24 protein-coding genes and 2 pseudogenes are annotated in these 26,757 nt (G+C 46.8%); 8 read left to right on the forward strand and 18 right to left on the reverse strand.

All coding sequences use genetic code 11. The features are described 5' to 3' along the window. Position 1: 1 nt before the first annotated feature. From galE to leuS, 9 genes and pseudogenes are all read right to left on the reverse strand, one after another. Positions 2-1,023 (reverse strand): annotated as a pseudogene (galE, locus tag GM173_RS00355) (UDP-glucose 4-epimerase GalE). Positions 1,024-1,603: 580 nt separating this feature from the next. Continuing rightward, positions 1,604-2,188, reverse strand: a complete 585-nt coding sequence (cysC, locus tag GM173_RS00360) for an adenylyl-sulfate kinase (protein ID WP_203569354.1) — start codon at positions 2,186-2,188, stop codon at positions 1,604-1,606. 10 nt (positions 2,189-2,198) lie between these two features. Next, positions 2,199-3,197, reverse strand: coding sequence for a glycosyltransferase family 2 protein (locus tag GM173_RS00365; protein WP_203569355.1), 999 nt, complete (start codon positions 3,195-3,197; stop codon positions 2,199-2,201). Positions 3,198-3,213: 16 nt separating this feature from the next. Beyond that, positions 3,214-3,999, reverse strand: a complete 786-nt coding sequence (locus tag GM173_RS00370) for a sulfite exporter TauE/SafE family protein (protein ID WP_203569356.1) — start codon at positions 3,997-3,999, stop codon at positions 3,214-3,216. Between the two features lies 1 nt (position 4,000). Beyond that, positions 4,001-4,777: a 3'(2'),5'-bisphosphate nucleotidase CysQ gene (gene cysQ / locus GM173_RS00375; RefSeq protein WP_203569357.1), complete on the reverse strand. Its 777-nt coding sequence runs from the start codon at positions 4,775-4,777 to the stop codon at positions 4,001-4,003. A gap of 46 nt (positions 4,778-4,823) precedes the next feature. Then, positions 4,824-6,275 carry a ribonuclease G gene (gene rng / locus GM173_RS00380; protein WP_203569358.1) on the reverse strand — a complete coding sequence of 484 codons (1,452 nt, stop codon included), beginning with the start codon at positions 6,273-6,275 and terminating at the stop codon, positions 4,824-4,826. Positions 6,276-6,284: 9 nt separating this feature from the next. Beyond that, complete coding sequence (holA, locus tag GM173_RS00385; protein WP_203569359.1) at positions 6,285-7,304, reverse strand: DNA polymerase III subunit delta; 1,020 nt, start codon at positions 7,302-7,304, stop codon at positions 6,285-6,287. Then, positions 7,305-7,847 (reverse strand): LPS-assembly lipoprotein LptE, encoded by a 543-nt coding sequence (locus tag GM173_RS00390; protein WP_203569360.1) that lies wholly within the window; start codon positions 7,845-7,847, stop codon positions 7,305-7,307. A gap of 125 nt (positions 7,848-7,972) precedes the next feature. Further along, on the reverse strand, positions 7,973-10,588 hold the full coding sequence (gene leuS, locus GM173_RS00395) for a leucine--tRNA ligase (protein ID WP_203570320.1): 2,616 nt from the start codon (positions 10,586-10,588) through the stop codon (positions 7,973-7,975). Between the two features lie 165 nt (positions 10,589-10,753). Here leuS and GM173_RS00400 point away from each other — a divergent pair, with 165 nt between their 5' ends. Together GM173_RS00400 and GM173_RS00405 are read left to right on the forward strand one after the other, a co-directional pair. Next, entirely contained in the window at positions 10,754-11,362 is a 609-nt protein-coding gene (locus tag GM173_RS00400; protein ID WP_203569361.1) for a type II secretion system protein, read from the forward strand. A gap of 51 nt (positions 11,363-11,413) precedes the next feature. Beyond that, complete coding sequence (locus GM173_RS00405) at positions 11,414-12,037, forward strand: type II secretion system protein (protein WP_203569362.1); 624 nt, start codon at positions 11,414-11,416, stop codon at positions 12,035-12,037. A gap of 18 nt (positions 12,038-12,055) precedes the next feature. Here GM173_RS00405 and hda read toward each other — a convergent pair whose 3' ends face one another. Further along, on the reverse strand, positions 12,056-12,724 hold the full coding sequence (gene hda, locus GM173_RS00410) for a DnaA regulatory inactivator Hda (protein ID WP_203569363.1): 669 nt from the start codon (positions 12,722-12,724) through the stop codon (positions 12,056-12,058). Positions 12,725-12,947: 223 nt separating this feature from the next. On the opposite strand from hda, the gene purM reads away from it, so the two are divergent. The 5 genes from purM (at position 12,948) to GM173_RS00435 (ending at position 18,113) form a co-directional block, all read left to right on the forward strand. Further along, complete coding sequence (gene purM / locus GM173_RS00415; protein ID WP_203569364.1) at positions 12,948-13,985, forward strand: phosphoribosylformylglycinamidine cyclo-ligase; 1,038 nt, start codon at positions 12,948-12,950, stop codon at positions 13,983-13,985. A gap of 258 nt (positions 13,986-14,243) precedes the next feature. Further along, positions 14,244-14,882, forward strand: a complete 639-nt coding sequence (purN, locus tag GM173_RS00420) for a phosphoribosylglycinamide formyltransferase (protein ID WP_203570321.1) — start codon at positions 14,244-14,246, stop codon at positions 14,880-14,882. 4 nt (positions 14,883-14,886) lie between these two features. Further along, the gene (locus GM173_RS00425; protein ID WP_203569365.1) at positions 14,887-16,071 is read left to right on the forward strand and encodes a DUF3108 domain-containing protein; all 1,185 of its coding nucleotides are present in this window, start codon (positions 14,887-14,889) and stop codon (positions 16,069-16,071) included. Next, positions 16,072-16,803, forward strand: coding sequence for a DUF3108 domain-containing protein (locus GM173_RS00430; protein WP_203569366.1), 732 nt, complete (start codon positions 16,072-16,074; stop codon positions 16,801-16,803). A gap of 2 nt (positions 16,804-16,805) precedes the next feature. Beyond that, positions 16,806-18,113 carry an RsmB/NOP family class I SAM-dependent RNA methyltransferase gene (locus tag GM173_RS00435; protein ID WP_203569367.1) on the forward strand — a complete coding sequence of 436 codons (1,308 nt, stop codon included), beginning with the start codon at positions 16,806-16,808 and terminating at the stop codon, positions 18,111-18,113. 76 nt (positions 18,114-18,189) lie between these two features. Here the strand turns inward: GM173_RS00435 and GM173_RS00440 are convergent, their stop codons facing one another. The 7 genes and pseudogenes from GM173_RS00440 to GM173_RS00470 all read right to left on the reverse strand — a co-directional run bounded on the left by GM173_RS00440 (position 18,190) and on the right by GM173_RS00470 (position 23,455). Then, entirely contained in the window at positions 18,190-18,621 is a 432-nt protein-coding gene (locus GM173_RS00440; protein WP_203569368.1) for a ClpXP protease specificity-enhancing factor, read from the reverse strand. A gap of 86 nt (positions 18,622-18,707) precedes the next feature. Then, entirely contained in the window at positions 18,708-19,313 is a 606-nt protein-coding gene (locus GM173_RS00445) for a glutathione S-transferase N-terminal domain-containing protein (protein WP_203569369.1), read from the reverse strand. Positions 19,314-19,463: 150 nt separating this feature from the next. After that, positions 19,464-20,222 (reverse strand): cytochrome c1, encoded by a 759-nt coding sequence (locus GM173_RS00450; protein ID WP_203569370.1) that lies wholly within the window; start codon positions 20,220-20,222, stop codon positions 19,464-19,466. A gap of 19 nt (positions 20,223-20,241) precedes the next feature. After that, a pseudogene (locus GM173_RS00455) lies at positions 20,242-21,510 on the reverse strand (cytochrome b); the annotation flags it as partial. A 14-nt stretch (positions 21,511-21,524) separates the two neighbouring features. Beyond that, positions 21,525-22,106 carry a ubiquinol-cytochrome c reductase iron-sulfur subunit gene (petA, locus tag GM173_RS00460; protein WP_203569372.1) on the reverse strand — a complete coding sequence of 194 codons (582 nt, stop codon included), beginning with the start codon at positions 22,104-22,106 and terminating at the stop codon, positions 21,525-21,527. Between the two features lie 114 nt (positions 22,107-22,220). After that, positions 22,221-22,706: a hypothetical protein gene (locus GM173_RS00465; RefSeq protein WP_203569373.1), complete on the reverse strand. Its 486-nt coding sequence runs from the start codon at positions 22,704-22,706 to the stop codon at positions 22,221-22,223. Beyond that, positions 22,703-23,455: a Nif3-like dinuclear metal center hexameric protein gene (locus GM173_RS00470; protein ID WP_239078170.1), complete on the reverse strand. Its 753-nt coding sequence runs from the start codon at positions 23,453-23,455 to the stop codon at positions 22,703-22,705. The genes GM173_RS00465 and GM173_RS00470 overlap by 4 nt, the downstream gene beginning before the upstream one ends. Positions 23,456-23,469: 14 nt before the next feature. Between GM173_RS00470 and GM173_RS00475 the strand changes: the two genes are divergently transcribed. After that, positions 23,470-24,624 carry a Do family serine endopeptidase gene (locus GM173_RS00475; RefSeq protein ID WP_239078171.1) on the forward strand — a complete coding sequence of 385 codons (1,155 nt, stop codon included), beginning with the start codon at positions 23,470-23,472 and terminating at the stop codon, positions 24,622-24,624. A gap of 101 nt (positions 24,625-24,725) precedes the next feature. Here the strand turns inward: GM173_RS00475 and GM173_RS00480 are convergent, their stop codons facing one another. After that, complete coding sequence (locus GM173_RS00480; protein WP_203569374.1) at positions 24,726-26,732, reverse strand: monovalent cation:proton antiporter family protein; 2,007 nt, start codon at positions 26,730-26,732, stop codon at positions 24,726-24,728. Positions 26,733-26,757: the final 25 nt, after the last annotated feature.

The raw sequence follows: 26,757 nt of genomic DNA on the forward strand, positions 1-26,757 counted from the left end.
GTTACCGATATCTGTTAGGTTTATTTTTTTGCCAGCGCCATGTGTCTTCACACATCCTGTTGATGCCTAGTTGCGCCTCCCAGCCGAGCATGTTTTTGGCTAGAGTCGAATCTGCGTAGTATTCCGCTAAATCTCCTACGCCTCTGCTTACAATTTATAGTGGACTAGCTTCCCTGATGCTGTCTCTAAAGCACGAACCCTCTCGAGAACTCTGTATGGCAGACTAGTCCCCAAGTTGACGGTTATCAGCGAATCATCATCGCTATCAATAAGCCTATTTAGCGTTGCCAAGTGGCCAGCAGCCAGGTCTTCAACATGAATGTAGTCTCTTCGGCCAGTACAATCTGGGGTTGTATAGTCGCCTCCAAACACGGACAGCTTTGTTCGCTTCCTGACCGCAACTTGAGCAATAAAGGGCATCAGGTTATTCGGTACGCCTGAAGGAACTTCGCTGATCATCCCCGACACATGCGCTCCCACAGGATTAAAGTAACGCAGCAGGGCTATTCCCCAATAGGGCTGCGACTTCTTGATATTCTGAAGAATGTCCTCAACGATGAGTTTGGCTCGACCATAAAAGTTGATGGGCGCCAGAGGCGTATCTTCGCGATACTGCTCATAACCAGGGTCCCCGTAAACTGTGGCTGAAGACGAGAAGACTACGGTCTGAACATCTGCCCGAGCCATTTTTTCGAAGAGAACAACACTGCCAGACACATTGCTATCGTAATATTTGAGCGGGTGCGCTTCTGATTCGACAGCTGCCTTCAGGCCGGCAAAATGGATGACCGAACTAATTGAATGATTTTTGAACATATTTTGAAGGGCGGCTCGATCTCGAATGTCGCTTTTAATGAATGTGGGATGCTTTCCTGTAAGTTTGACGATTCGATCGAGTACCGAGCGACTACTGTTGGAAAGATTGTCGAAAAGCACGACAGAAAAACCAGCTACAATTAGCTGCACCACAGTATGTGAGCCAATATATCCCGTACCACCTGTGACTAAGATTTTTCCACCCATCGAAGACTTTATTCGCTAAAGTATGTGTAAATCGTTCCATTTTAGCCTACGGGGGGGGGGGGGGGCGTCACCTTTTCTGCATGCTTTCACCATTATCTTGGCGCTCCTCTGCGTCCACAGGCGCCCCGTAGGAGTAGGCTAAGGCCTCCGCTTTCCTCAGGCGAACCAGACCTGGCAGCCTTTTCCCGGCCGCCCATACCCACTTGATTAACTCCGCGGGGACGCCTTCGTGTTCGCCAAGGTTGGTGATATTCAGATTTGGTGTTGATGGTTTTTGCTCCGTGGAGTCGCTTTTGTCCCCTCTCCCTTGACGGGAGAGGGCTAGGGTGAGGGTGAAACTTTGAATTTATCGTTAAATCAAGCGTTTCCACCCCTATCCCAACCTTCCCCCATCAAGGGGGAAGGGCTACGTCAGCTAATTTTCAATCATATCAACACCTAATCTGAACATGTCCCCACGGTTCGCCTTCTGCAGCAGGGTTGAGCGCTATAGCGCCCCGGCTCCGAGGTTGAAGGTGCAAGACACCAAGGAGTCGAACGGTAAATATTTAAAGAACAGCTGAGTTTCATGGAGGCGAAACTACTTTAATACTGTAATGATCAATTGTAGAGCATCCTGTATTGCTGTATTTGCAGTATTTATCTTTAAGTAGGGGTGTGAAGGTGGTTCGTATGGTGATGAAATACCCGTGAACTCAATAATCTCACCACATCTCGCTTTTTTATATAGGCCTTTGGGGTCTCTCTGTTCGCAATCGTGCAGCGACGTGCTCACATAAATTTCTTTGTAGTTTTCTTCTCCAATAATCTTTTTTGCGAGTTCACGATCGCTAATGAATGGCGAAATAAAAGAAGTTAATACAATAATACCTGCATCATTCATTAATTTACTAACTTCAGCAATTCTTCTAATATTTTCTGAACGATCTTCAGCAGAAAACCCGAGGTTGCTGTTCAATCCATGGCGGATATTATCGCCATCTAATACATAACAAAGCTTTCCATCATCAAATAATTTTTTTTCTAAAGCATAGGCTAGCGTGGTTTTCCCTGATGCGCTCAAGCCAGTAAACCAAAAAGTGCAGGCTTTTTGTTTAATTAGCGACTCTCGCTGCTCTTGGTTTACTTGCCCGATTGTTTTAACTATATTTTCTGATTTTTTCATTTTTAGAAATTCACTTCAAGAATCTTAATAGGGATAAAATTTTCCAGCTGCTGGCGATTCTGTTTTTTTGAATCTTGCGTCGCTGTGCAAATGCAATATGTATTCCAAAAAAAGCGTCTCTTTTTGATTTTCCAATAATATATTGCCTTCTAGTATAAAAAACAAGCAAGGTCACAATATTTAGCATTATATGAACTGGCAAAAATAATAGTAGTAAAGGTGTGGGCATATTTCGAATGAAAACCCATACTAGATTGCGATGGCCATGGTATACCGCGAAGTCGCTGTGTTTACCACCTGATGTTGCTGATCCAACATGGGTGACGACCGCTGAGGGTACAAACCAACTATTATAGCCAGCGAGTCGTAGACGAAATCCTAGATCTATATCTTCCATATAGCAGAAGAAGCTCTCTTCAAACTCACCAACGTTTCGTAAAGCATCCATTCTGTATAAGGCAGCTGCGGCACATGGGGAAAAAATTTCTTTTTCTAGTAAGGGTTCAATTGGGTATTTGTGGTTGTGTAGCTCCCGCCAAGCGAGCCCTGAAATATGGTAGCAATCACCAATTCCATCGATTTTAGGCTCTACTGTATCCATTAATTGCAAAGAGCCAAATGAAGCTGCCTCAGGGTGTCGCTCTGCTGCCTCTAGTAGATTTTTGAGCCAATCTGGCGCTGGAAAAGCATCTGGATTGAGGAGTGCAACATAAGTTGTGTCTATTTTTTGTAGAGCAATATTATTAGCTTTTGCGAAACCAGTATTTTCTGTTAATTCGATTAATTCTATTGAGTATTGATTACGAATGTTATCTAGGCTGTTATCTGTACTTGCATTGTCAACTACATAAATAGTTTTAGGTTTTATTGTCTGTCTGGATAGGTGTTCAATGCATTCTGATAGTAATTTGCCGGCATTCCAGTTGACTATAATAATGCTAACGGAATTGTTTTTTTCAAGAGTCGAATTTTGTATTGAGTTGATTCTTGGGGTGTGCATGGATGGCATTTGTTTTCTTTTTAATTTAAATTTTATTAAACATTTTTAGACTAATAAAAATTAGAGTCAAAGCAATGGCGTATCTTAATAGTGAGTCTGGTAGTTTTATACCTAGCTTGCTACCGATTATAATTCCAGGTACAGAGCCCATAAGCATGCTAAATAATACAATAAAATCTACATTTCCCATTGCTATGTAGCCTATCGCAGCGACATATGCAAGGGGGGTTGCGTGTGCTATATCAGTGCCGACAAGCTTTATGCCATTCATCCGCAGTGGGTATAAATACACCAACATAACAGTACCTATAGTGCCTGCACCAATTGAGGTCAGGCTTACTATAATACCAAGTGCCCCTCCCATTAATATGGTTAGAATTGGTTGATATACCTTAAATTTTTCTGGTGTTTGTAGACGTTTGTTCCGTCCTAATTGAAAAAGCCATGGTTTTAATAGTATTATAAGTGCTGTTGTAAATAAAATAATACTTAATGGCTTTGTTAATTCTGAGCTTGTTTCTGAATTAAAACCTAATAGATAGACTATTGTCAATGTTATAATGGCGCTAGGTATGCTTCCTTTTGCCATTCTTTGTACAATCATCCAGTCAACTGTTTTGTTTTTAATATGAATAAAGCTGCCAAACGTTTTAGTTATCGCAGCGAAGCATAAATTGGTACCAATTGCAGTTGTAGGTGCAACGCCGAATAGCCAGATTAACAAAGGAGTCATTAATGACCCACCACCCATGCCAGTTGCACCAATTATTATTCCGACAAGTAGACCAGCAATTAAATTGTATAGTTCCATTTTACCAGGTTGCGGTCTTGCAATTGTTTGCTACGAAATGTGGATTTTCAAAGTTATTCTTGCCATACGTCATAATTTTTTTGTCCACAGTAAAAATTTGACCCCCAGCTTCATTAAGTATCGCGTGTGCCGCAGCGATATCCCACTCCATGGTTCTTCCTAGCCTAGGGTATAAATCAGCTTTACCATTTGCGATTAAGCAAAATTTTAATGAAGAACCTGCTGATATTTGTTCATTAATTGTTAAATTCTTTAGAAAGTATGACATAGCTGTCGCATCGCCATGTGAGCGGCTACCTACGACTGTTAAACCAATATTTGGAGTTTGGCGACAGGCGATTTTTTTTGTCACACCGGACTCAATGAGCCATGCCCCTTGATTTTTAGCTGCATAAAATAGCTGCTGAAGTGCTGGAGCAAAAACAACACCTATTATGGGATCTCCATTTTTGATTAGAGCAATATTGACTGTGAATTCGCCCGTTCCAGATATAAATTCTTTTGTTCCATCTATAGGATCTACTAGCCAAAATAAACAATCTTTAATACTGCTTGAATTATAGATAGTTGCTGCTTCTTCTGAAATAATTGGCAAGTTTGGTGTTAGAATTTTTAATTCATCAATGATGTACTGTTCAGCTTCAAGATCAGCAAGTGTAACAGGTGAAGAGTCATCTTTTAGTTTAAATGCAATTCGGGTGTCAAAGTGTTTTAATATCAGTGAACCAGTATTAATTGCAATATTTTTAACTGCATTGAGTAGTTCTAGATTATTCATGAAATGTTTTGTGTAGTGTATGGAGTTAAATATTTAATGATCAAGTTTATACTAGCACCACATCAAACTGTTCCTGCGTGTACGCAGTTTCTACCTGTAGATAAATCGGTTTTTTGATGAAATCAGCTAGCTGCGCTAAGTTGGCTGATTCTTCATCGAGAAACATATCGATGACGGATTGTGACGCAAGGATTCGGTATTCTTTGGCATTAAATTGCCGCGCTTCTCGTAAAATCTCTCGCAAAATTTCATAACAAATCGTTTGTGCCGTTTTGATTTCACCGCGTCCTTGGCAGGTTGGGCAGGGCTCACACAGCACGTGCGCGAGTGATTCGCGGGTGCGTTTTCTTGTGATTTCGACTAAGCCTAGGCTGGTGAAATTCGATACGGTAATCTTGGTGCGGTCTTTTTCGAGTGCTTTGTTGAGTTCGCTGAGGACCGCCGTCTTGTGTTCCTCATTATCCATATCGATAAAATCGACGATGATAATGCCACCCAGATTGCGTAATCGTAATTGGCGGGCGATGACTTGGGTGGCTTCAAGATTGGTTTTAAAAATCGTATCGTCAAAAGAGCGCGTACCGACAAAGCCGCCGGTATTGACGTCGACGGTAGTCATTGCTTCGGTTTGGTCGATGATGAGGTAGCCGCCAAATTTGAGGTTCACACGGCGGCTCATGGCGCGCTCGATTTCGGCTTCAACACCATGTAACTCAAACAATGGGCGTTCGCCTGAGTACAGATTAATTCGTGGCAAAACATCAGATACAAAGCGCCCTGCAAATGCCGTCATTTTGGCAAAGTTTTCGCGACTATCGACCCAAACGCTATCCGTTTCAGTGGTCACCATATCGCGTAATGCGCGCAATTGTAGCGATAAATCTTGAAATAGTAGCGATCTGGCTGGCAGCGTAATGGAACTTTTTTTAATATCGGCCCAGATCAGGCTCAGATATTCAATGTCGGCGAGTAGCTCTTCATCTGATGCATGATCGGCACTGGTGCGGACGATATAGCCAAGGTGAGTTTCTGGGAGCAGGGCTTCCATTCGTTGGCGCAAGCGATCACGTTCACTGTCGTCGCCAATGCGTTGCGAAATACCAATGTGCTTATCTTGCGGTAAAAACACCAGAAAGCGTCCAGCGATGCTGATTTGCGTAGACAGTCGAGCACCTTTAGTGCCGATGGGGTCTTTGATCACTTGCACCATCACCGCTTGGCCTTCGTGCAGTAGGCGCTCGATACGTTGCACTTCGGTTGGGTTTTGCCGCTGCTCGATGACATCGGCAATGTGTAAAAAAGCTGCGCGTTCAAGGCCAATTTCGACGAAAGCCGACTGCATGCCAGGTAAAACCCGCTTTACCATCCCTAAATAGATATTTCCAACTAGCCCACGGTGTGCGGTGCGTTCGATGTGAATGTCATGAACTACACCCTCGTCGATGGTGGCGACACGTGTTTCTTGCGGAGTGATATTGACGAGGATTTGTTCTTTCATAGCCACTTTTTATCTTGGTGTTGTAGGTGGAGTTTTGCTGAGCGAGACAGCGAGTGCGCTTAATTCATGCCATACGTCGCCGGTACCAATGCCTTTTATTAGACCATCAATCAGCGCTGCTTTGTGCAGTGCTTGGGTCAAAATGCGTCGATTCATTCGCTCGACAGCGGGCTCAATCAAACGTTGTTTGCTGCCCCAGAGGCGTAATTCTTTGATGAGTTGCGCGCTAGGGATGTTGCGTTGACGGCCTTGCGCGAATCGGTACAAATTTCGGGTTTCTTCGGTGAGCGCCCATAAGACTAGTACTGGCGATTCGCCTTCGGCTTTGAGTCCGTCGAGCATATGCACTAAGCGTTCGGCGTTGCCAATTAATACCGCTTCGCCCAGTTGAAACACATCGTAGCGCGCCACATGGGCTACGGCAGCTTCTAAATCGTGCAAGCTCAGTGTGCCTGCTGGATGCAGCAAGGCGAGTTTTTGAATCTCTTGTAAAGCAGCGAGTAGATTACCTTCTACTCGGTCAATCAGCCAGTCCATCGCTTCAGGGCTAAGACTTTGTTGTTGTTTTGCCAATCGAGTTGCAATCCACTGTGGCAGGGCTAGCCTATCGATTTGTTTGGCTTCAATCACTTCACCTGCTTTGCTCAGTGCGGTCATCCATTTACTATTAAGTGCGGTTTTGTCCAGCTTAGGTAGTGTAATAATCGAGAGTGTATCGCTGGGTAAGTTCTGGGCAAAGGCTTCTAGCGCTTTACCCCCTTCAGTGCCTGGCTTGCCATTGGGGATACGTAGTTCGAGAATCCGTTGTTCGGCAAATAGCGATAAGGATTGTCCTTGCGTTAATTGGCTCCACTGAAAATGGGCGGCATTTTCAACGGTAAGCACTTCGCGCTCAGAATACCCTTGCTGCCGCGCAGCGTCGCGCAAGGTTTGCACTGCTTCGAGACACAGCAAGCTTTCGTCACCGTGTATCGTATAAAGTGGGGCAAGCTTGCGTTTTACTGCGGCAGCCAGCTCATCGGTGCGCATTTATTTCGCCGTTTCAGCAGTATAGGCTGCCGAGGCTGCTTTACTCATCGCCGGTGTTTTTCTGGCGGCAGCATTGACGCGGCGGATGATTTGCTGGGCTGCATCGCGCTGCATTTCGGTAACAAGTTTGCCTTCTTCATTTTCGTTAGAAAGCAATACATTTTCATCCCACTGCAATGTGCGCATCAGTGAGATCGTCGTATCAGGAAGTAGTACGTCGCCATTGGCAAGCGCATCAAAATGCACTCGATAAAACACGCGGTATTGCACCACTTGGCCTTGGCTATTCACCGAAAGAATTTGTTTGTCTGAGCCTTCTTGGGTGATGTTGATCGTGGCTTCGGCTTGTTTGTCTACCAGCTGAACGCTGGGCTGTAGCACCAAGGCTTTGCGCAATTCTTGCGCCGTCGCGCCCGTGCCAGAGACTTGTACCGTCTTGAATAGCAATTGAGCACTGGGCCCTTGCCCACGCAAATGAAAGCCGCATGCCATTAGACTAAGGCTGAGCCCAAGGAGGAATAAAGTTTTCAACCGTAATGGCATGGGGACTCCAAAATATTTAAAAAGATGCCAAGGTGGTTGCCTTGGCATCGTTGCTGCTTCGTGTTGAGACAAAAATTTCGTTGCATCGCCTGTGGCTAGCGTGAAAACGTTTGGGCAATGTCTGCTTAGACTACAATACTCACTAGCTTATTTGGCACGACGATGATTTTCTTTGGTGTGCCTGTAATGTGCTTTTGTACCGTTTCATCGGCGAGCGCAGTCGCTTCGATGATGTCTTTGCTAGCATCTTTGGCGACATGAATTTCACCACGGACTTTACCATTCACTTGCACCATCAGCTTGATTTCGTCTTGCGTTAAGGCATCTGCCGCTGGTTCAGGCCATGCAGCATTCGCTATTTCACCCGCAAAGCCAAGGTCTAGCCACAAAGTGTGGGCAATATGTGGCGCGGCAGGGTAAATCGCACGCAGCAAGATGCCAACGCATTCACGCAAAACAGCAGCGTTGCCACCATTGTATCCATCGAGCGCATTGAGCATTTTCATCACGCCGGACACGATGGTGTTGTATTGCAAGCGTTCGTAGTCATTATTGATTTGTTTGAGCGTGCTGTGAATTTCAAAGCGCAGTGCTTTGTCTTCTTTACTGAGCTCAATGCCATCAAGGGTATTGCTTGCTGACTTAATTGCACCAACGTGTTTAGCGCTATACGCCCACAAACGGCGTAAGTAGCGATACGCGCCTTCAACGCCTGAATCACTCCACGCCGCACTTTGCTCTGGTGGGCCCGCAAACATTGTGAACAGACGCGCCGTATCGGCACCGAATTTTTCGATAATGTCTTTTGGCTCAACGACGTTGTTTTTCGATTTCGACATTTTCTCGATGCCACCCATGACGACAGGCAGGCCATCTTCGACGCAAATCGCAGAAATCGGGCGGCCTTTTTCATCGTGTTGTACCGATACTTCGGCAGGGTAGAACCAGCGTTTTTTGCCGCTCGCGTCTTCACGGTAGTAGCAATCGCGCAGCAACATGCCTTGCGTAAACAAGTTTTTGAATGGCTCGTCAAAGTTAATCAAGCCCTCATCGCGCATCGCTTTGGTCCAGAACCGCGCATATAGCAAATGCAAGACGGCGTGTTCGATGCCGCCGATATACTGATCCATGCCCGAGTTCATCCAGTATTTGGTGCCATCTGCAACCATTGCCTCTGCATTTTTCGGATCGCAATAACGCATGAAGTACCAGCTCGAATCGACGAAGGTATCCATCGTGTCCGTTTCACGCTGCGCAGCTGCGCCACATTTCGGGCAATCAACGTTCAAGAAGTCCGCGCGCTGTTTCAGTGGATTGCCTGAGCCATCGGGGATGCAGTCGGTCGGCAGCACAACCGGTAGTTGATCGTAGGGTACTGGCACATCGCCGCAGCATGGGCAGTGGATGATAGGAATTGGCGTGCCCCAATAACGTTGGCGGCTAATACCCCAGTCGCGTAAACGCCAAGTGGTTTTTTTCTCGCCTGCTTCTTTGGCGGCTAAGTCAGCGGCAACGGCATCGACGGCGGCTTTAAAGCTCAGCCCATCGTACTTGCCAGAGTTAATTGTGACACCGCGTGATTTGTCGCCGTAGCTTTCTGCCCAAGCGTCAGTTGAGAACGTTTCACCTTCAACGGCAATCACTTGTTTGATCGGTAAATTGTATTTTTTCGCAAAGCCAAAATCGCGTTCGTCGTGCGCAGGAACGGCCATCACCGCACCATCACCGTAGCCCATTAATACATAATTGCCGATCCAGATTTCGACTTGCTCGCCCGTCAGTGGGTGTGTAACAAACAAGCCCGTGGCGCGGCCCAATTTTTCTTGGCTGGCGATTTCTGCTTCTGAAACGCCGCCTTGTTTGCACTCTTCGATGAACGAGAGTAATTCGGGTTTCAGTTCGGCGGCTCGTGTAGCGATTGGGTGCTCAGCGGCCACTGCGCAGAACGTTACACCCATGATGGTGTCAGCGCGGGTGGTGAATACCCACAATTTACCATCGGCAATGAGCTTGCCTTGTGCATCTTTGATGTCGTGCTCGAAAGCAAATCGTACGCCTTCGGATTTGCCGATCCAGTTGCGCTGCATCGCGCGCACCATATCGGGCCAACCTTCGAGTTGATCGATGTCGCTCAATAATTCTTCAGCGTATTGTGTGATGCCAAAGTAGTAGCCAGGGATTTCCCGCTTCTCAACTAAAGCGCCCGAGCGCCAGCCGCGGCCATCAACGACTTGCTCATTGGCTAAAACGGTTTGATCAATTGGATCCCAATTTACGACTTGGGTTTTTTTGTAGGCAACGCCTTTTTCGAGCATTTTCAAGAAGAACCATTGGTTCCACTTATAGTATTCAGGGTCGCAAGTAGCGATCTCGCGCGACCAGTCAAATGATAAACCCAGCGGTTTCATTTGCGATTTCATATCGGCGATATTGGCATAAGTCCATTCTGCAGGAGATTTATTGTACGCAATCGCCGCGTTTTCAGCGGGCAAGCCAAAGGCATCCCAACCCATTGGCATTAAGACATTAAAACCCTTCATCCGCAGATGGCGCGCCAGCATGTCATTGATGGTGTAGTTGCGCACGTGGCCCATATGCAGTTTGCCGGATGGATACGGCAGCATTGAGCAGGCGTAATATTTCGGGCGGCTGGTATCTTCAGTCACTTCAAACGCGCGCGCGTTGTCCCAATGCTGCTGAGCAGCGGCTTCGACTTCAATCGGTGAGTATTGTTCTTGCATGGTTGGCAGCAGGGTCAAAATATTCGAAACGTCGATTATACCTGAGCTACCGTCCAGCGGCAGAATGCTCAACATTTCTGTGTTGTGGACGAAAACTTGGCATAGGGCTCATTTCTTGCCTATGTTTTGAATACGGTGCTGACAAATTTAAATAGGGGCTTGGTAATGAAACAACAACGCGGTTTTACATTAGTTGAATTGGCCATCGTATTGGTCATTATTGGCCTCATTCTAGGGATGGCTTTTAAGGGTAAAGATCTGATTGATGGGGCCAAAGTAAAGAATATGCAGGCTCAATACAATAAGATTGTAGCGGGCTTTAATATTTATTATGAAAAATACGGCGCTTACCCTGGTGATGGTTGCACTGCCGCTGTGATAGCGATTGGCGGTGGCACTGTTTGCCCTGCGGGGAATCGAAATGGCATTTTAAATAATGCAAATGAAACACAATCTGCAATTAATCTTTTGTTAAATACCAATATTTTAACCAATGCAGATATCCAGAGTGTATTTGGCCAAGCATGGGGTGTTACGGTTGCTGGTGCTGCTGCAGGTAATTTTGACGCAAATACAAACTACATCAGTTTAGTCGATAACACCGGTGCTGCTCAGGCTGCAGCTGATTTGCGTTTTGTGTGTGCTCTTGACCGTTTAATGGATGATGCAGTTAATACAACGGGTATTGTACGGAGCGCGACCGCATATAATGCTGCTGCCGATTGTTGGGCACTTAATGGTCAGGCGACGATTGGTATGCGTATCTTACCGTGACATTTGGCGAATCAATGCCCCTTCAATGGGGCATTTAAGTGGATGAAGAGTATGCGTCAACGCGGATTTACTTTAGTTGAGTTAGCCATCGTTTTAGTGATTATTGGCTTAATTTTGGGAATGGCATTTAAAGGCAAGGATTTAATCGACGGTGCAAAAGTAAAAAGTTTGCAAGCGCAATACAATAAGATTATCGCTGCAACGAACATCTTTTATGAGCGTTATGGGTTTTATCCCGGGGATGGTTGTACGCAGGTCAATCCCGCTACGGTTGCGGATTGTATGCAGGGGGGCGGTGGGTTTAATGCTGCGGCACGCAATGGGCGTTTGACGGGGAATGAACAGCAGGCATTTTGGGTGCTTTTAATTGACCGTACTGGCATTTTGCAATCGACTGATCGACGCAGTGTTTTTGGGCAGGATTGGGGCATTTGGGATGGCACTTTGCAAGCGGGTGGCGCTGCTGGCTTGGCGGGCTCTTGGCTTGACTTACCTGGCGTGCCGCAATCAGACCCGCGTATTGTTTGTTCTGCTGATCGTTTGATGGATGATGGCGTTTGGAATACCGGAAAAATGAGAACTAATGGCGATCCAGTAGCACTGAATTACAACAATAATACGGATTGCTGGGCCTTATCAGGGCAGAGTAATTTTCATCTTTTACTGCTACCGTAGCACAACAGTCGGTTCAGGCTAGCTGGTCTTGAGCGCTTCGCGTAGCAAAGATAGTGTCACCGGACGTTGTTTGGATAAAGATAAGGTATTGATGCATTCGATTTGCCGATACAAACTCGGCAAATCGCGTTCGGCGTGGCGCATTAGATAATCAACAAGTTCTTCGCTGAGTTCAAATCCAAGGCTGCGTGCATGACGTTGCAGTGCGGCGGCCTTGTCAATATCAGAAAGTGTTTTGAGCTGATATATTAATCCCCAGCCCAAGCGGGTTGTTAGATCAATTCGTAGTGGCAGTAACATCGGAGGTAAACGGCCACTGACCAAAATCCGCCCATTGCCTTCGCGTAATGTATTGTAATGATCGAATAATACAATTTGCTGCTCGGCGTCTAAGCTTTCTACATTATCCACAATCAATGCCGCATCACTGGCGAGTTCCTGCGGCAACATATTGTCTTGTGCGTTGATGAGGTAGGCCGTTTGTTGCTTGGCCAAGCGCTCTTGTGCGGCAGCGAGCAGATAACTTTTACCTGCGCCATGCTCGCCCCATAAATACAAAGCACGCACCGAACTATCGCCGCTAGCCCATTGTGCAAGTTGAAACAGTAGTTCAGCGTTTTCTCCGCGCACAAAATTGTCAAAACTTTTGGGTTGCGGAAGTTGCAAATCAAGGACGAGCTGGTTCATTCAGGCAGTCCCAGAGGTAAACGATGGTAATTTATGCGTTGAAAACGCATTCTTCCCGATAATGGGGGCAGGCGAAGTGGCAATTTTGATATAAAATGCGTGGTTTGCTGAATGTGCCGTCTATTCTAACGCACACGGCGGGTATTTTGACAGCGAAGCGATGTGTTTCCTTAGTCGCGGCTACCGCCTTCAGCCCAGATCACCTAAGTACGAGGCCTAATCCATGTCCAAACAAAGTCTGAGTTACCGCGATGCCGGTGTAGATATCGACGCTGGTGACCAGCTCGTTGAAAACATTAAACCGTTTGCTAAACGCACGATGCGCCCTGAAGTATTGGGTGGTATTGGTGGTTTTGGCGCGCTCGTTGAAATTAGCAAAAAATACCAAGAGCCTGTGTTGGTTTCTGGCACTGATGGTGTTGGCACCAAATTAAAGCTGGCGTTTGAATTGAATCGCCATGACACCGTCGGCATCGACTTGGTCGGCATGAGCGTCAACGATATTTTGGTCCAAGGCGCTGAGCCATTGTTTTTCCTTGATTACTTTGCTTGCGGCAAACTCGACGTGGATAGCGCGACTGAAGTGATTAAAGGTATTGCGGCAGGTTGCGAGCAAGCTGGTTGTGCTTTGACGGGTGGTGAAACCGCTGAAATGCCTGGCATGTACCCAGTTGGCGAATATGATTTGGCTGGCTTTGCGGTTGGCGTAGTTGAAAAAAGCAAAATTATTACTGGCGAAACCATTGCTGCGGGCGACGTGGTGTTGGGCTTGGCTTCGAACGGCGCGCATTCCAACGGTTACTCGCTCATCCGTAAAATTTTGCATCTAGCTGATGCCGATTACGCGGCTGAGTTTGACAATGGTAAGAGCTTGGGCGACGTGGTGATGGCACCAACGCGCATTTATGTAAAACCACTGTTGAAACTAATGTCTGAAATGACCGTCAAAGGCATGGCACACATTACGGGCGGTGGCATTACTGAAAATGTACCGCGTGTATTGCCAGCGAATGTTGTGGCGCAAATCGATGCCAAGAGCTGGACGATGCCAAAATTGTTCCAATGGTTGCAAGAGCAAGGCAATGTCGCTCCACAAGAAATGTACAAAACGTTTAACTGTGGCGTGGGTATGGTGGTGATTATGGCCGCTGAAGACGCAGCTGCTGCGACTGCATTGCTCGAAGCGGAAGGCGAAACGGTATATCAACTCGGAACAGTACGTGCGCGTGTTGGTGAAGAGCATCAAACTCAAGTTGCGTAAAGTGCGCAGCATCCGCTGATAGCGAGTCACGCGGTACTCGGAATCCTCATGCATCTGAGTACATTCCGGTTCCTGCGTTCCGTGCTTCTCGCTCTGAGCGGCGCTCGCTACTTTACCTAAGGTATTGTGTAAGGCGAGGCCTGTCGGTCTCGCTTTTTTTATTGTGCTCTTGTTTAATCGTTTTTGTTTGGTATGTATATCCATGTGGCCATTTATTAATAATGGTTATATGGATATACATCACTCTTTTTTATGTTTATGCAAAAAAATATTGTTATTTTGATTTCGGGTCGTGGCAGCAATATGCAGTCCATCGTGAATGCGCAAATTGCTGGTGCCAATATCGCAGCAGTGATTTCGAATCGCCCCGACGCAGCGGGATTGGCGTGGGCTGCTGAACGTGGTATTCGTACTGCTGTGCTGGATCATAAACAATTTGCCGATCGCGCTGCATTTGATGTGGCTTTGGCCAAGTTGATTGATGGCTACACTCCAGATTTGGTCGTGCTGGCTGGTTTTATGCGGATTTTAACCGCTGATTTTGTGAATCATTATGTAAATCGTTTGATCAATGTACATCCGTCATTGCTACCTGCATTTATTGGGGTGAATACGCATCAGCGGGCGATTGATGAGGGCGTGAAATTGGCGGGTTGCACGGTGCATTTTGTGACGGCAGAGCTCGATAGCGGGCCGATTATTGCCCAAGCGGCTGTGCCGGTGATGTTGGACGATACGGCCGAGACTTTGGCGCAGCGAATTTTAGTACAGGAACATCAGTTGTATCCAAAAGTGGTGCAATGGTTTGTTGCTGGGCAACTGAGCGTTGTGGGTAAACAAGTCCGTGTCACTGCGCCGGCGAGTGCGGCGGGCTTTTTGCAAGCACCGAGTTGCTAAGCCGATGAAATATTTGCGTTGGTTCTTTTGGTTTGCGCTGTTTGCATCCATTGCGATGCATTTGGTGCTCTTACTCGCAGAGCCTTTGTATGCTTGGTTTACTCAGCCGGAGTTTGCCCAGACTGAATTGAGAAAAACAACGCGTAAATTAGATGCACAAAGTTTGGCTGATGAGGCAGAGAAACCTACTGAGTTAGCCAATGTGAAGCCGGCAGAAAAGCAGGTGGTTTTTTTGCAAACTATGCAACCTCAAGCCGCGCCAGTAAAACCCAAGCCGAAACAGCTTAAACCACTGCAGGTTGCCAGCGCGGTTCAGCCCAAAGTAGTGGCCAGCACCGTGATTGTGGCGAACGAGGCTGCGTCGGCAGTGGCCGCTACTCAAGTGGTGAGTGCAAGTATCGTTGCCTCGGCTACCAATCAAAAGGTGGCAGAAGTTGCTGTGGCGAGTGTACCGAGCGTGACGGCCTCCAAAGTTGCGGTTGCCGCATCGCGAACCGCGACTCAAATTGACCGGGAGGCTAGTCAACGTTTTCCTCGTGTCGTGGAGATTGGCTATTACTGGACCGTGTTTGATGCGCGAATGACATGGACGATTGAAAAAGATCATTATGATTTGCAACTGAAAGCGAATCCGGCGGGACGAAAAATTCACTATCAAAGTGAAGGAAAAATCAACGCGCGTAATGGCATAAAGCCACAGCATTTTGCTGACTTAAGTTTGGGGATCGATAAGCCACCGAAAAATGAAGCGGTTTTCGATTGGGAGCACGATACGGCGCGAGTTGGTCCGCCTCATCAGCAAAAAATCGAGCCAATTGAGCCAGGCGATCAGGATTTGCTCTCGGCTGGTTTGCATTTGGCTCTGATGGGGAGTAAGCACCCAAGCTATGAGATGGCTTTATTTAGTGGGAAAAAACGTTATCCGAATGTGGTTTTTGAATTAAAAGGCGAGGCGACATTGACCTTGGGAACGACTAAGGTTGATGCGGTGTTGATGCGCGCTAAATGGGATGATAGGCAGGTGGATTTCTGGTTGGCTCCAGAGTGGAATAATTTACCGGTCAAGATCAGTATCAATTTGGGAAAAGACGGCAACAGTTTTGAAGTACTTGCAAAAGAGGTCTCGCTCGATGGAAAGAAAGTCTTGGAATGGATCGCGCCGCGTGATCAACAGCAGCGTAGACCATAAATGAAATGGATTGCCGCTCTTGTGCTTTGGGCACTTGCGACGTTGTCATTTGCTGCACCGCGAGTGGTCAAAGCAGCACCACCAGATTATCCGAAAAAAGTTGAGATTAACTATTTTTTGAGCATTTTTAATGCCAAGATGACGTGGGAAATCGCAAATGATCACTATGTTTTGCAATTGGCTACTCAGCCTTTAGGCAAAAAAATGATTTGGCTGAGTGAAGGACAAATTAAGAAAAACACGGTCATGCCGCTGCGTTTTGCCGAGTTTCGTAATGATCTCACTGTTGCTCGAAATATGGCTCAATTTGATTGGGCGAGTGGGCTGGCTACGGTAGGTGCAGCAGATTCAGGCCAGACCGAGCCGATTGCCTTGGGCGATCAAGATTTATTATCGGCCGCTTTGCAATTTGCCTTGCAGCCAAAGCAGGGTAGAACTTTGGCCTTATTCAATGGCCGCAAACGCTATCCCGAGGTTGAGTTTGTGTTAAAAGAAAAAACGAAACTCAAGCTCGGTAATCAAGAGATCGAAACGGTCGTGCTGACCGCGCAATGGGAGAATCGGCAAGTTGAGTATTGGCTTGCCCCCCGTTGGCACCACATTCCAGTGCGGATGATTTTTACTTTGGGCAAAGAGGGCGTGTTTGATGTCTCTGCGAATGAAATTAGCATCGATGGTCAAACCGTTTTAAGCCGCCCTAATCCGAATATTCAAACTAGACAAGAGAACTAATAATGACGCCAATTCAACTTTCTGCCACGCTGGATGTGCTCAATTCAGCGCTAAGCTTTAATGCCCCCGCTGATGCCGTCGTGTCACGCCATTTTCGTGAGAATAAAAGCCTAGGTCCGAAAGATCGTGCTGTGGTGGCAGAAACGGTATTTGGTGTGTTGCGTCATTTGCCGCAGCTCGATTGGTTGGCCGGTGGTGTTGAAGGGAGCAAATTACCGAGCACTCGCGATTTATTATTGGCTTTCTTTACGCGGATTAAGCATCTGAACTTGCGTGAATTACCTGCCGTTTTTGGCGATAATGATAAAGAGCGTGCAGCAGGTATGAAGGGTATGGCCTTACGTGACGCACCATTGAACGTGCGTGCGGCATTACCTCAGTGGGTTATTGATGAATTGCTCGCAGATGGCAAAACAGAAGCGCAGATCCTCGAGTTAGGCCAATCAATGCTACAAGCCGCACCGCTTGATTTACGTGTGAATGGCATTAAAGCCAAACGTGATGCCGTAGCTGCCGAATTGAAAGCCGTGGGTGATATCAATACGACGTTGACCCCATTTTCACCATGGGGTTTGCGTGTTGAAGGTAAGCCCGCCATCAATAAGTACAAAGCCTTTTTGGAAGGGCGCGTTGAGGTGCAAGACGAAGGTAGTCAATTGCTTGGCCTGTTGTGCGGTGTGAAACGTGGCCAGATGGTTGCTGATTTTTGCGCGGGCGCAGGTGGCAAGACTTTGCTACTGGGGTCGATGATGCAAAATACGGGTCGTTTGTATGCATTTGATATTTCTGAAAAACGCCTGTCGAATCTAAAACCGCGTTTGGCGCGCTCAGGTTTATCGAATGTGCATCCACAATTGATCGCTAGCGAGTCGGATCAGAAAATTAAACGGCTTGCAGGTAAGATGGATGTCGTTTTGGTTGATGCGCCTTGTTCAGGCATGGGCACCTTGCGTCGCAATCCCGATTTGAAAGCCCGTCAAACATTGCAAAGCGTGCGGGAGTTGAATGAGAAGCAAATGGCGATCTTGAATTCGGCTGCACGAATGGTGAAGCAGGGTGGGCGCTTGGTATATGCAACATGCAGCTTTTTGGCGAGTGAAAATGAAGCGATTGTGGAAGCATTTTTGGCGGCGCATCCTGAGTTTAAATTGCTGGATGCACGTGACTTGTTGAAAAAAGAGCGGGTTGAGATTGAGTTGGTGAATGAATATCTGCAATTGACGCCATACCAACATCAAACCGATGCTTTCTTTGCTGCGGTATTGCAGCGCTCAGTCCCCTCGGTAGTAACTGAGCAAAACCCAGAGTAGGCAGAGTAAACTTGATTAGTGAATAAAAAAGACCCGCTCAGCGGGTCTTTTTTATTCAATGCAATTATTGGTCGTTTTATTTCACAACGCGTAGCGTTGGTTTTCCCGTTGGGCGGGGTGGTGGTTCTTGTGGGCCATCACCGCTGCCTTGTGTTTCAGGTGAAGTTTCAGGTGCACCATCTGCATCAGCAAAGCTCTCTTCGTATTCAAAGCCCATGCCTTCACCGTTCTCACGAGAAAAAATGGATACCACGGCACCAACAGGAATCACGATATCACGCGATACACCATTGAATCGCGCGGAGAAAGTGATGAAATCATTCGCGATCAGTAGATTACGGCAAGCGCTATAGCTGGTGTTGAGCACAATTTCGCCATTTTTTACATATTCCATCGGCACTTGCATTTTTCCACGTACCGCGACGACCAGATAAGGTGTGAATCCTTGGTCTGAGCACCATTCGTGTATGGCACGAAGTAGGTAAGGTTTGGTAGAAACGGTTTGCATAATCTCTCCAAGGTGCGAGGTGTTCGGAGTTAGCGAGACGTGCGTGCAGATGCTTGCTTGACGCCTTACACCTCACTCTTCACGTCTTATTTGCGCATTGCTTTTTCGTTGGCCGTTAATGAGTCGATAAATGCTTCGCGGCTAAATAAGCGTTCAGCGTATTTCATCACGGGTGCCAAACCTTTAGTGACTTCGATGCCGTAGTGTTCAAAGCGCCATAGCAAAGGTGCAATCGCTACGTCTAGCATAGAAAATTCTTCACCTAAAATGAATTTTTGTTTGGTGAACAGCGGGGCAATTTGCGTTAGATTATCGCGAATGGTAATGCGGGCGGTTTCTTGCGCTTTCTTTGTTGCGCTGCTGTCTTCCAGTGTTTTTACGTGGACAAATAATTCGCGCTCCAAATTAAATAACATCAAGCGAGCACGAGCGCGCATAACTGGATCTGCGGGCATTAATTGCGGGTGTGGGAAACGTTCATCAATGTATTCATTAATGATGTTTGATTCATATAGTTGTAGCTCACGCTCAACCAGTACAGGTACTTCATTGTACGGATTCATGATAGCGAGATCTTCTGGTTTGCTGTGAATATCCACATCAAGGATTTCAAAATCCATTCCTTTTTCAAATAGCACAATCCGGCAGCGGTGGCTAAATGGACATGACGTGCCAGAATACAATTTCATCATGATGGATATACCTATCGACTTTTTGGAATGAATGGGATTTTACTATTTTTGCGCCGTAATATCTATAAATTGTCTGATAAGTGCTTGTAATTAAAAAGAAAATGGACGAAAAAAAAGGGCGGTGATCCGCCCTTTTTGTGATTGCACTGATTAGTGAACATCTTTCCAATATTCTTTTTTCAGCAGGTAGGTCAGTGGCACCAAGATAAACAAGAGGAACAATACAACGGCATAGCCAATTTGTTCGCGTTTTACTTGTGCTGGTTCAGACATATAGGTCATGTAGTTAACTAGGTCGGCAACGCGGTGATCAAATTCACTGTTGTCAAAACCCCCGTTTTCAGCGCCGCGGGTTAACAGACCTGGTTTTACCAGTTTTAAGGTATGCACTTCATGCTCACCTTCTTTTTTGGTTTCCAGTACTTGTTCGCCTTGCAGTTGCCAAAGCACGTGTGGCATACCTACTTTATCAAAAACCAAGTTGTTCCAGCCTGTTGGGCGGGTTTCATCGCGGTAAAAAGTACGTAGGTAAGTGTAGAGCCAATCTGAACCGCGTGAGCGTGCAATTAAAGATAGGTCAGGTGGGGTGGCACCAAACCATACTTTAGCCTCTTTTGCATCCATCGCGACTTTCATCGGATTGCCGACTTTATCTGTGGTGAACATCAAGTTGTCTTTGATTTGCGCCTCAGTTAAGCCAATGTCTTTCAAGCGGTTATAGCGCATTGCAATCGCGCCATGGCAAGACAAGCAATAATTCACAAAGGTTTGCGCGCCGCGTTGCAAGCTTTCTGCATTACGCAAGTCAATCGGTGCTTTGTCTAAATGCACATTGCCACTCGCCGCAATGCTGCTCACTGCCGTGCTGGCTAATAGCGCAAATAGCAATGAATTAATTAGTTTTTTCATATATTTCTCCCCATTACTTCATCGTTACGCGGTCAGGAACCGGTTTCGTTTTATCAATCTTGGTGTACCAAGGCATCAAAATGAAGAAGAGGAAGTAAATAATTGATAAGACACGTGATAAGAAAGTGCCCATATCTGTTGGTGCTTGAGTGCCTAAGTAACCCAAGCCCAAGAACGAAATAACAAACAGCGTTAATGCTGCTTTGTAGATCGGACCGCGATAACGAATTGATTTAACCGGTGAGCGATCAAGCCACGGTAATGCACCGATAATCAAGGTCGCTGCACCCATTGCTAAAACGCCCCAAACTTGCATCCCAAAGAATGACGGTACCGCACGCAAGATGGCATAGAACGGAGTGAAATACCATACTGGTGCAATGTGTGCTGGTGTTTTGAGTGCGTCAGCTGGATCAAAGTTTGGATGCTCTAAGAAGTAGCCGCCCATTTCTGGTAGGAAGAACATGATGGATGTGAATACCACCAAAAATACTGAAACACCAAAAATGTCTTTTACTGTGTAATAAGGGTGGAATGGAATGCCATCCAGTGGAATGCCAGTTTTTGGATCTTTGTTTTTCTTGATTTCGATCCCGTCTGGGTTGTTTGATCCTACTTCATGTAATGCAACTAAGTGTGCAACAACCAAGGCGATTAATACCAATGGCACTGCAATCACATGTAAAGCAAAAAAGCGATTTAGCGTGGCGTCAGAAACGACGAAGTCACCACGAATCAATTCAGCTAAGTCAGGACCAATCACAGGTACAGATGCGAACAAGTTAACGATAACTTGTGCGCCCCAGAATGACATTTGACCCCATGGCAATAAGTAGCCAAGGAAGGCTTCTGCCATCAAGCACAAGAAAATCATTACACCGAAGATCCAGATCAATTCACGTGGTTTTTGGTATGAGCCGTAAATCAAACCGCGGAACATGTGTAGGTAGACGACTACGAAGAACATCGAAGCGCCGGTTGAGTGCATATAACGAATCACCCAGCCGCCTGCCACATCGCGCATGATGTATTCAACGGAAGCAAAGGCGACAGAGATATTCGTGCCCGGAATCAAATTACCATCCGGTTTGTAGTTCATGGTGAGGAAAATGCCAGTGACAATCTGAATCACCAAGACCATCATCGCCAATGAACCAAAGAAATACCAAAAATTAAAGTTTTTTGGTGCGTAATACTCAGAAACGTGTGCTTTCCACGTAGATGTCAGCGGAAAACGCTCATCAACCCAACCGAGTACTTTTTCGGGGACTTGTTCTAGTTTGCTCATGTCTTTTCCCTGTCTTAGGATTCACCAACCAACAGCACTGTGTCGGATAGGTATTTGTGTTCGGGGATAATTAAGTTGGTCGGCGCAGGAACACCTGAGAAAACGCGGCCAGCCAAATCAAATTTAGAGCCATGACATGGGCAATAAAAACCGCCGACCCAATCTGGCCCGAGATCTGCAGGAGCCAGATCAGGACGGAAGGTTGGCGAACAGCCCAGATGCGTACAGACGCCTTGTGCAACCCAGATTTCTGGTTTGATCGAACGTGTCGCATTTTTTGCATATTCAGGTTGGTGATCAACTGTTGACGTTGGATCAGCCAATTTTGGATCATTTTTAGGCAGTAGCGAGAGCATTTCTGGGGTTCGTTTTACGACCCAGACAGGTTTTCCACGCCATTCAACCGTGATTTTTTGTCCTGGTTCTAGCTTGCTAATATCAACTTCAACTGATGCCCCAGCGGCTTTCGCGCGCTCGGATGGGAAAAAGCTAGCGATAAACGGCGCCGCAATCCCCGCCACTGCAGCCCCACCGACTGCACTGGTGGCGATTAATAAAAATCGCCGTTTACTATTATCTAATTGTTGGTCACTCATAACCCAATCCCTGATTGACTGAACGTAATATCTTCAAAGTATGAAATTCTACCTGAAAGACGGCCGGAACTTAAAGCAGCTTCATGCGTCTGAGGCTGCATTTTGGAAAAATAGTTAAGGTTTGCTCGAGATTTTCGCGTAAGTGGCCAATTCTTCGGCTAATTTGTCACTCACTGCCGCAGTGATCTCTTGCACTTTTTCTTGTTGGCTACCAGGGTGAGTGATTTGGTACACCCGCGCCGTTACTCGCCAACCTTGCTCGGTTTGGTTTAAAACATACAGCATCCGTGCTTCGGTTGGCACTGTGGTGTTGCTCATCGTCATCATAAATTCAAGGCGTAAATTCGATTTGCTCCGAATTTTCATGCCTTTGCCGGTACGATACCGAATAATATCTTCGGTGATTGCCTTGCTACTGCGTGCTTTGATGATGATGCTGGGCGCGATTTGATTTTCTTTTTGTACCGGATCGCTGGTCGCAACAGGCTTGTTGTTGTTTGTCGCTGGATTGCTGCTACAAGCGCTCAGCGTGCAGACGATTGCCGTGACTAAGATTGCCGCAGATTTTTGTAAAAAACGTACTGATTGAGCAATCATCATACTGGGTTATCCAAGTCGAGATGCGTGTGTTGTAATCCAAATTCGTTGGCCAAGTGTTGGCCCAGAGCCGCAATCCCATAACGCTCTGTTGCGTGGTGACCCGCGGCAATAAAGCCGACCCCACTTTCGTTGGTCAAATGTGTCACAAATTCAGAGGCCTCACCGGTGATAAAACAATCCACATCCAGTGTTGCAACTTCGTGGAAATAACTTTGTGCGCCGCCAGTGCACCAAGCGACTTTGCGCACGATTTGTTCTGCTGTTCCGATTGCTAATGGATCGCGATTGAGTGAAATGCCAATGTGTCGCGAAAAAGTATCAAATGACATTGGAACCGGTAATTCACCCAACCAAACTAAATCTTGATCTGAGCAACGTCCTGTTGGAATGAGGCCTAATTTTTTTGCGAGTTGGGCATTGTTACCCAGCTCTTCGTGCGCATCTAAAGGCAGGTGATAGCCGAAAAGATTTAAATCTGCGCCCAATAAAGCCGCAATTCTTTGTTTTTTCGTGCGTACAATCGTTGGATTTTCGTTTTTCCAAAAGAAACCATGATGGACCAATAATGCATCGGCATTCAGTTCGATAGCGGCTTCAATCAGTGCTAATGATGCCGTGACGCCAGTTACAATGTGTTGAATATGTTGGCGACCTTCGACTTGTAAGCCGTTTGGTGCATAATCCTTAAATCGCGCAACGGATAGCAATTGTGCGAGATGATTTTCTAATTCTTGACGTTGTATAGGCATAAGAGATCTGCAAAATGATAAAAAAACTTTGGCTGATTTTCGCACAAACCGCCACGATCGGTTTAGCCATCTGGTTTTTAGTAACGGTATTTAAACCTGACTGGCGTCAACATTCGCAACCTGAAGTAGTCACCGTCACCAAGGAAGCGCCTGCGAGCGCTAGCGCAGTGCCAGCGGATTCATCTTATCGTGATGCGGCAAAACGTGCTAAGCCGGCGGTGGTGAATATTTTTACGTCACAAGCGATCAAACAAAATCGTCGCATGCCTTTGAATGATCCCCAATTTCGGCGTTTTTTTGGTGATAGAGAAGAGGCCGAGGGCGGAGCAAAAACCTCAAGTCTTGGCTCGGGGGTTTTAGTTTCAACTGATGGATACATTATTACCAACAATCACGTGGTTGAATCTGCTGACGAAATCCAAGTGGCATTAGCTGATGGTCGTCGGGCGATGGCGCGTTTGATTGGCAGCGATCCTGAAACTGACCTTGCGGTGATCAAGATTGATTTGACCGATTTACCCGCGATTCAATTTGCCGATTTGGAAAAAATTGCTATCGGTGATGTGGTGCTCGCGATTGGTAATCCATTTGGCGTTGGTCAAACAGTGACTATGGGGATTATTTCGGCATTGGGACGTAGCGAATTAGGGATTAATACGTTTGAGAATTTTATTCAAACTGATGCAGCGATTAATCCGGGTAATTCAGGCGGCGCTTTGGTTGATACGCAAGGTAATTTGCTGGGTATTAATACGGCAATTTACTCGAAGACTGGCGGTTCACTGGGGATTGGTTTTGCGATTCCGGCAACGACAGTGAAGCAAGTGATGGAAGCTATTATCAAAGAAGGCGGCGTAACGCGTGGCTGGTTGGGGATTGAAGTGCAGGATGTCACGCCAGAAATGGCGGCGTCGTTCCGTCTTGAGTCAACCAAGGGCTCGTTGATTGCTGGCGTGGTACGTAATGGCCCTGCTGCACGTTCTGGCATTCGTCCTGGCGATATCTTGGTGCAAATCGATGGTAAAGAAGTGACTAATTCGTCGCAGATGTTGGATTTGATTTCTGCATTGCCACCAGAGCGGGTGACGCCGATGGTGGTAATGCGGCAAGGTAGTCCGGTGCAGATTGAAGCCACGGTCGGCAAACGTCCTAAGTTTGATCGGCATTAAAACATTTAGAGATTGAAATAAAAAAAAGGAGCTTTAGCTCCTTTTTTTGTTGGGTATTGCGTTGTGGGCTAGTATTTTTAATTGCTAGCCAGTTATACCTGTTACTTGCCTTGCAGGATTAGCATTTCTGCCGCCGCTAAGTTTTCTTGTTCGCCCAACAGCACCAAGACATCGCCGGTGCTGAGTTGGAAGTCTTGCTCGGGTTGGAATGGTGGGGTATTGCGGCGGCGAATGCTGCGAATTTCGACTTGTAATTTGTCGAGTTTCAGTTCGGCAATCGTGTAGCCATTTGCGTAAGCATTTTGTGTCAGTTGCAGTGTATGTAACCGCGGCTGCTGGCGATCTGTTTCGTCGGTGTCTTCGTTGAGACCACGATAAAAACCACGAATTAATTGGTAGCGGGTTTCACGCACTTCGCGAATTCGCCGGATGACTTTATTCAGTGGCACGCCCAATAGCATCATCGTGTGCGAAGCAAGCATCAGACTACCCTCCATGATTTCTGACACAACCTCTGCAGCACCGGCATTTTTCAGTAGGTCAATGTCGCTATCGTCTTGGGTACGCACAATGACAGGGATTTCTGGGCGCAACTGATGAGCAAGCTCTAAAATTTTCATCGCTGAATGCGTATCGGAATAGGTCACAATGATGGCGCGGGCTCGCATGAGGCCGGCGGCAATTAGTACCTCACGTTTGGCTGCATCGCCGTATACGACCGATTCACCAGCGCTGGCAGCTTCGCGTACTTTTTCTGGGTCAAGATCGAGCGCAAAAAAATGGATGTCTTCTTGGCTTAAAATCCGCGCTAAGGACTGCCCGCTACGGCCAAAACCACACAAAATCACGTGGCCATTGGCTGCCATGCTGCGTACTGCAATATTGTGCAAATTGGCGGCCAAGCTCATCCACTCGGAGCTAGCCAAGCGTAAGACAATTTTATCGGAGTGCTGGATTAGCATTGGCGTAATCAGCATCGACAAAATGACCCCTGCAGTGGCGGCTTGTAAGATCGGGCTGGGAACGAGCCCACCTTGCCCGATAAGTGCTAATAAAACAAAGGCAAACTCACCGCCCTGGCCCAGCGCAAATCCGGTACGCAGTGCGCTCCCAGGTGAGCTGCCAAAAAGCTTGGCTAAAGCGGCAATGAGAGCGATTTTGACCGGCCCTAAAAGCAGTAAGCTTGTCAGCACCATGCCCCATTCAGAGAGCAAAATACTGAAATTCAAATTCATGCCGACGGTAACAAAAAAGAGCCCAAGTAATAAATCACGGAAAGGGCGGATGTCGTCCTCAACCTGATAGCGGTATTCGGTTTCCGCGATCAGCATACCCGCTAAAAATGCGCCCAAAGCCAGAGATAAACCTGCTTCTTCGGTGAGCCATGCGGTGCCTAGTGTGACCAATAAAATATTGATCATAAAAAGCTCGCTAGCATGTTGTTTGGCGACCAAATTAAACCAAGGCCGCATAATTTTTTGCCCTAGCGAGAGCAGCACAACCAGCACAAACACAATTTTTAGAGAAGCCAGAAAGAGAGCGAACAGCAGTTGATCGACTTCTAAATTGATCAGTGGGATGGTGATACTGCCGTCTGGTAGGCTTAGTGCCGGAATAATAATCAGAAATGGAACGACCGCTAAATCTTGAAACAGTAAAATACCGATTGCATTTTGGCCGTGTGGCGCATTGAGTTCGCCCCGATCGGATAAGAGCTTGGAAACCATGGCGGTCGACGACATCGCTGCTGCCGCACCCAATACTAGACCTGCTCGCCAGTCTAGTCCTGCTAGCATTACCGCCGCCGCAATAAAGACCAGCACCGCGCCAACTTGAGCCGTGCCTAGTCCGAATACAATGCGCTTCATGGCATTGAGCTTCGCTAGGTTAAATTCTAGCCCGAGCGTAAACATCAAAAACACAATCCCATACTCGGCTAGATGGCTGGCTTGTTCACTCGATTGAATAAAGCCAAGCGCATATGGGCCAATTAGCATTCCGACGAGTAAGTAGCCCAGCATCGCAGGAAGTTTGAATTTGCGGCATACCACAACCGTAATTACGGCAGCCGCCAGCAGAAGAACAAAAGAGTGCAGATTAATGGGCATAGTTGTTCAGAGGACGAAGTGTCGC

The sequence above is a fragment of the Deefgea chitinilytica genome, assembly GCF_016881405.1.
In the GTDB taxonomy this organism is placed as follows: Bacteria; Pseudomonadota; Gammaproteobacteria; order Burkholderiales; family Chitinibacteraceae; genus Deefgea; species Deefgea chitinilytica.

What these genes read in the sequence shown, in the direction of transcription:
- cysC (WP_203569354.1), bottom strand. Translation starts at nt 2,188, where the DNA reads ATGAAAAAATCAGAAAATATAGTTAAAACAATCGGGCAAGTAAACCAA.
- GM173_RS00365 (WP_203569355.1), bottom strand. Translation starts at nt 3,197, where the DNA reads ATGCCATCCATGCACACCCCAAGAATCAACTCAATACAAAATTCGACT.
- GM173_RS00370 (WP_203569356.1), bottom strand. Translation starts at nt 3,999, where the DNA reads ATGGAACTATACAATTTAATTGCTGGTCTACTTGTCGGAATAATAATT.
- cysQ (WP_203569357.1), bottom strand. Translation starts at nt 4,777, where the DNA reads ATGAATAATCTAGAACTACTCAATGCAGTTAAAAATATTGCAATTAAT.
- rng (WP_203569358.1), bottom strand. Translation starts at nt 6,275, where the DNA reads ATGAAAGAACAAATCCTCGTCAATATCACTCCGCAAGAAACACGTGTC.
- holA (WP_203569359.1), bottom strand. Translation starts at nt 7,304, where the DNA reads ATGCGCACCGATGAGCTGGCTGCCGCAGTAAAACGCAAGCTTGCCCCA.
- GM173_RS00390 (WP_203569360.1), bottom strand. Translation starts at nt 7,847, where the DNA reads ATGCCATTACGGTTGAAAACTTTATTCCTCCTTGGGCTCAGCCTTAGT.
- leuS (WP_203570320.1), bottom strand. Translation starts at nt 10,588, where the DNA reads ATGCAAGAACAATACTCACCGATTGAAGTCGAAGCCGCTGCTCAGCAG.
- GM173_RS00400 (WP_203569361.1), top strand. Translation starts at nt 10,754, where the DNA reads ATGAAACAACAACGCGGTTTTACATTAGTTGAATTGGCCATCGTATTG.
- GM173_RS00405 (WP_203569362.1), top strand. Translation starts at nt 11,414, where the DNA reads ATGCGTCAACGCGGATTTACTTTAGTTGAGTTAGCCATCGTTTTAGTG.
- hda (WP_203569363.1), bottom strand. Translation starts at nt 12,724, where the DNA reads ATGAACCAGCTCGTCCTTGATTTGCAACTTCCGCAACCCAAAAGTTTT.
- purM (WP_203569364.1), top strand. Translation starts at nt 12,948, where the DNA reads ATGTCCAAACAAAGTCTGAGTTACCGCGATGCCGGTGTAGATATCGAC.
- purN (WP_203570321.1), top strand. Translation starts at nt 14,244, where the DNA reads ATGCAAAAAAATATTGTTATTTTGATTTCGGGTCGTGGCAGCAATATG.
- GM173_RS00425 (WP_203569365.1), top strand. Translation starts at nt 14,887, where the DNA reads ATGAAATATTTGCGTTGGTTCTTTTGGTTTGCGCTGTTTGCATCCATT.
- GM173_RS00430 (WP_203569366.1), top strand. Translation starts at nt 16,072, where the DNA reads ATGAAATGGATTGCCGCTCTTGTGCTTTGGGCACTTGCGACGTTGTCA.
- GM173_RS00435 (WP_203569367.1), top strand. Translation starts at nt 16,806, where the DNA reads ATGACGCCAATTCAACTTTCTGCCACGCTGGATGTGCTCAATTCAGCG.
- GM173_RS00440 (WP_203569368.1), bottom strand. Translation starts at nt 18,621, where the DNA reads ATGCAAACCGTTTCTACCAAACCTTACCTACTTCGTGCCATACACGAA.
- GM173_RS00445 (WP_203569369.1), bottom strand. Translation starts at nt 19,313, where the DNA reads ATGATGAAATTGTATTCTGGCACGTCATGTCCATTTAGCCACCGCTGC.
- GM173_RS00450 (WP_203569370.1), bottom strand. Translation starts at nt 20,222, where the DNA reads ATGAAAAAACTAATTAATTCATTGCTATTTGCGCTATTAGCCAGCACG.
- petA (WP_203569372.1), bottom strand. Translation starts at nt 22,106, where the DNA reads ATGAGTGACCAACAATTAGATAATAGTAAACGGCGATTTTTATTAATC.
- GM173_RS00465 (WP_203569373.1), bottom strand. Translation starts at nt 22,706, where the DNA reads ATGATGATTGCTCAATCAGTACGTTTTTTACAAAAATCTGCGGCAATC.
- GM173_RS00470 (WP_239078170.1), bottom strand. Translation starts at nt 23,455, where the DNA reads ATGCCTATACAACGTCAAGAATTAGAAAATCATCTCGCACAATTGCTA.
- GM173_RS00475 (WP_239078171.1), top strand. Translation starts at nt 23,470, where the DNA reads ATGATAAAAAAACTTTGGCTGATTTTCGCACAAACCGCCACGATCGGT.
- GM173_RS00480 (WP_203569374.1), bottom strand. Translation starts at nt 26,732, where the DNA reads ATGCCCATTAATCTGCACTCTTTTGTTCTTCTGCTGGCGGCTGCCGTA.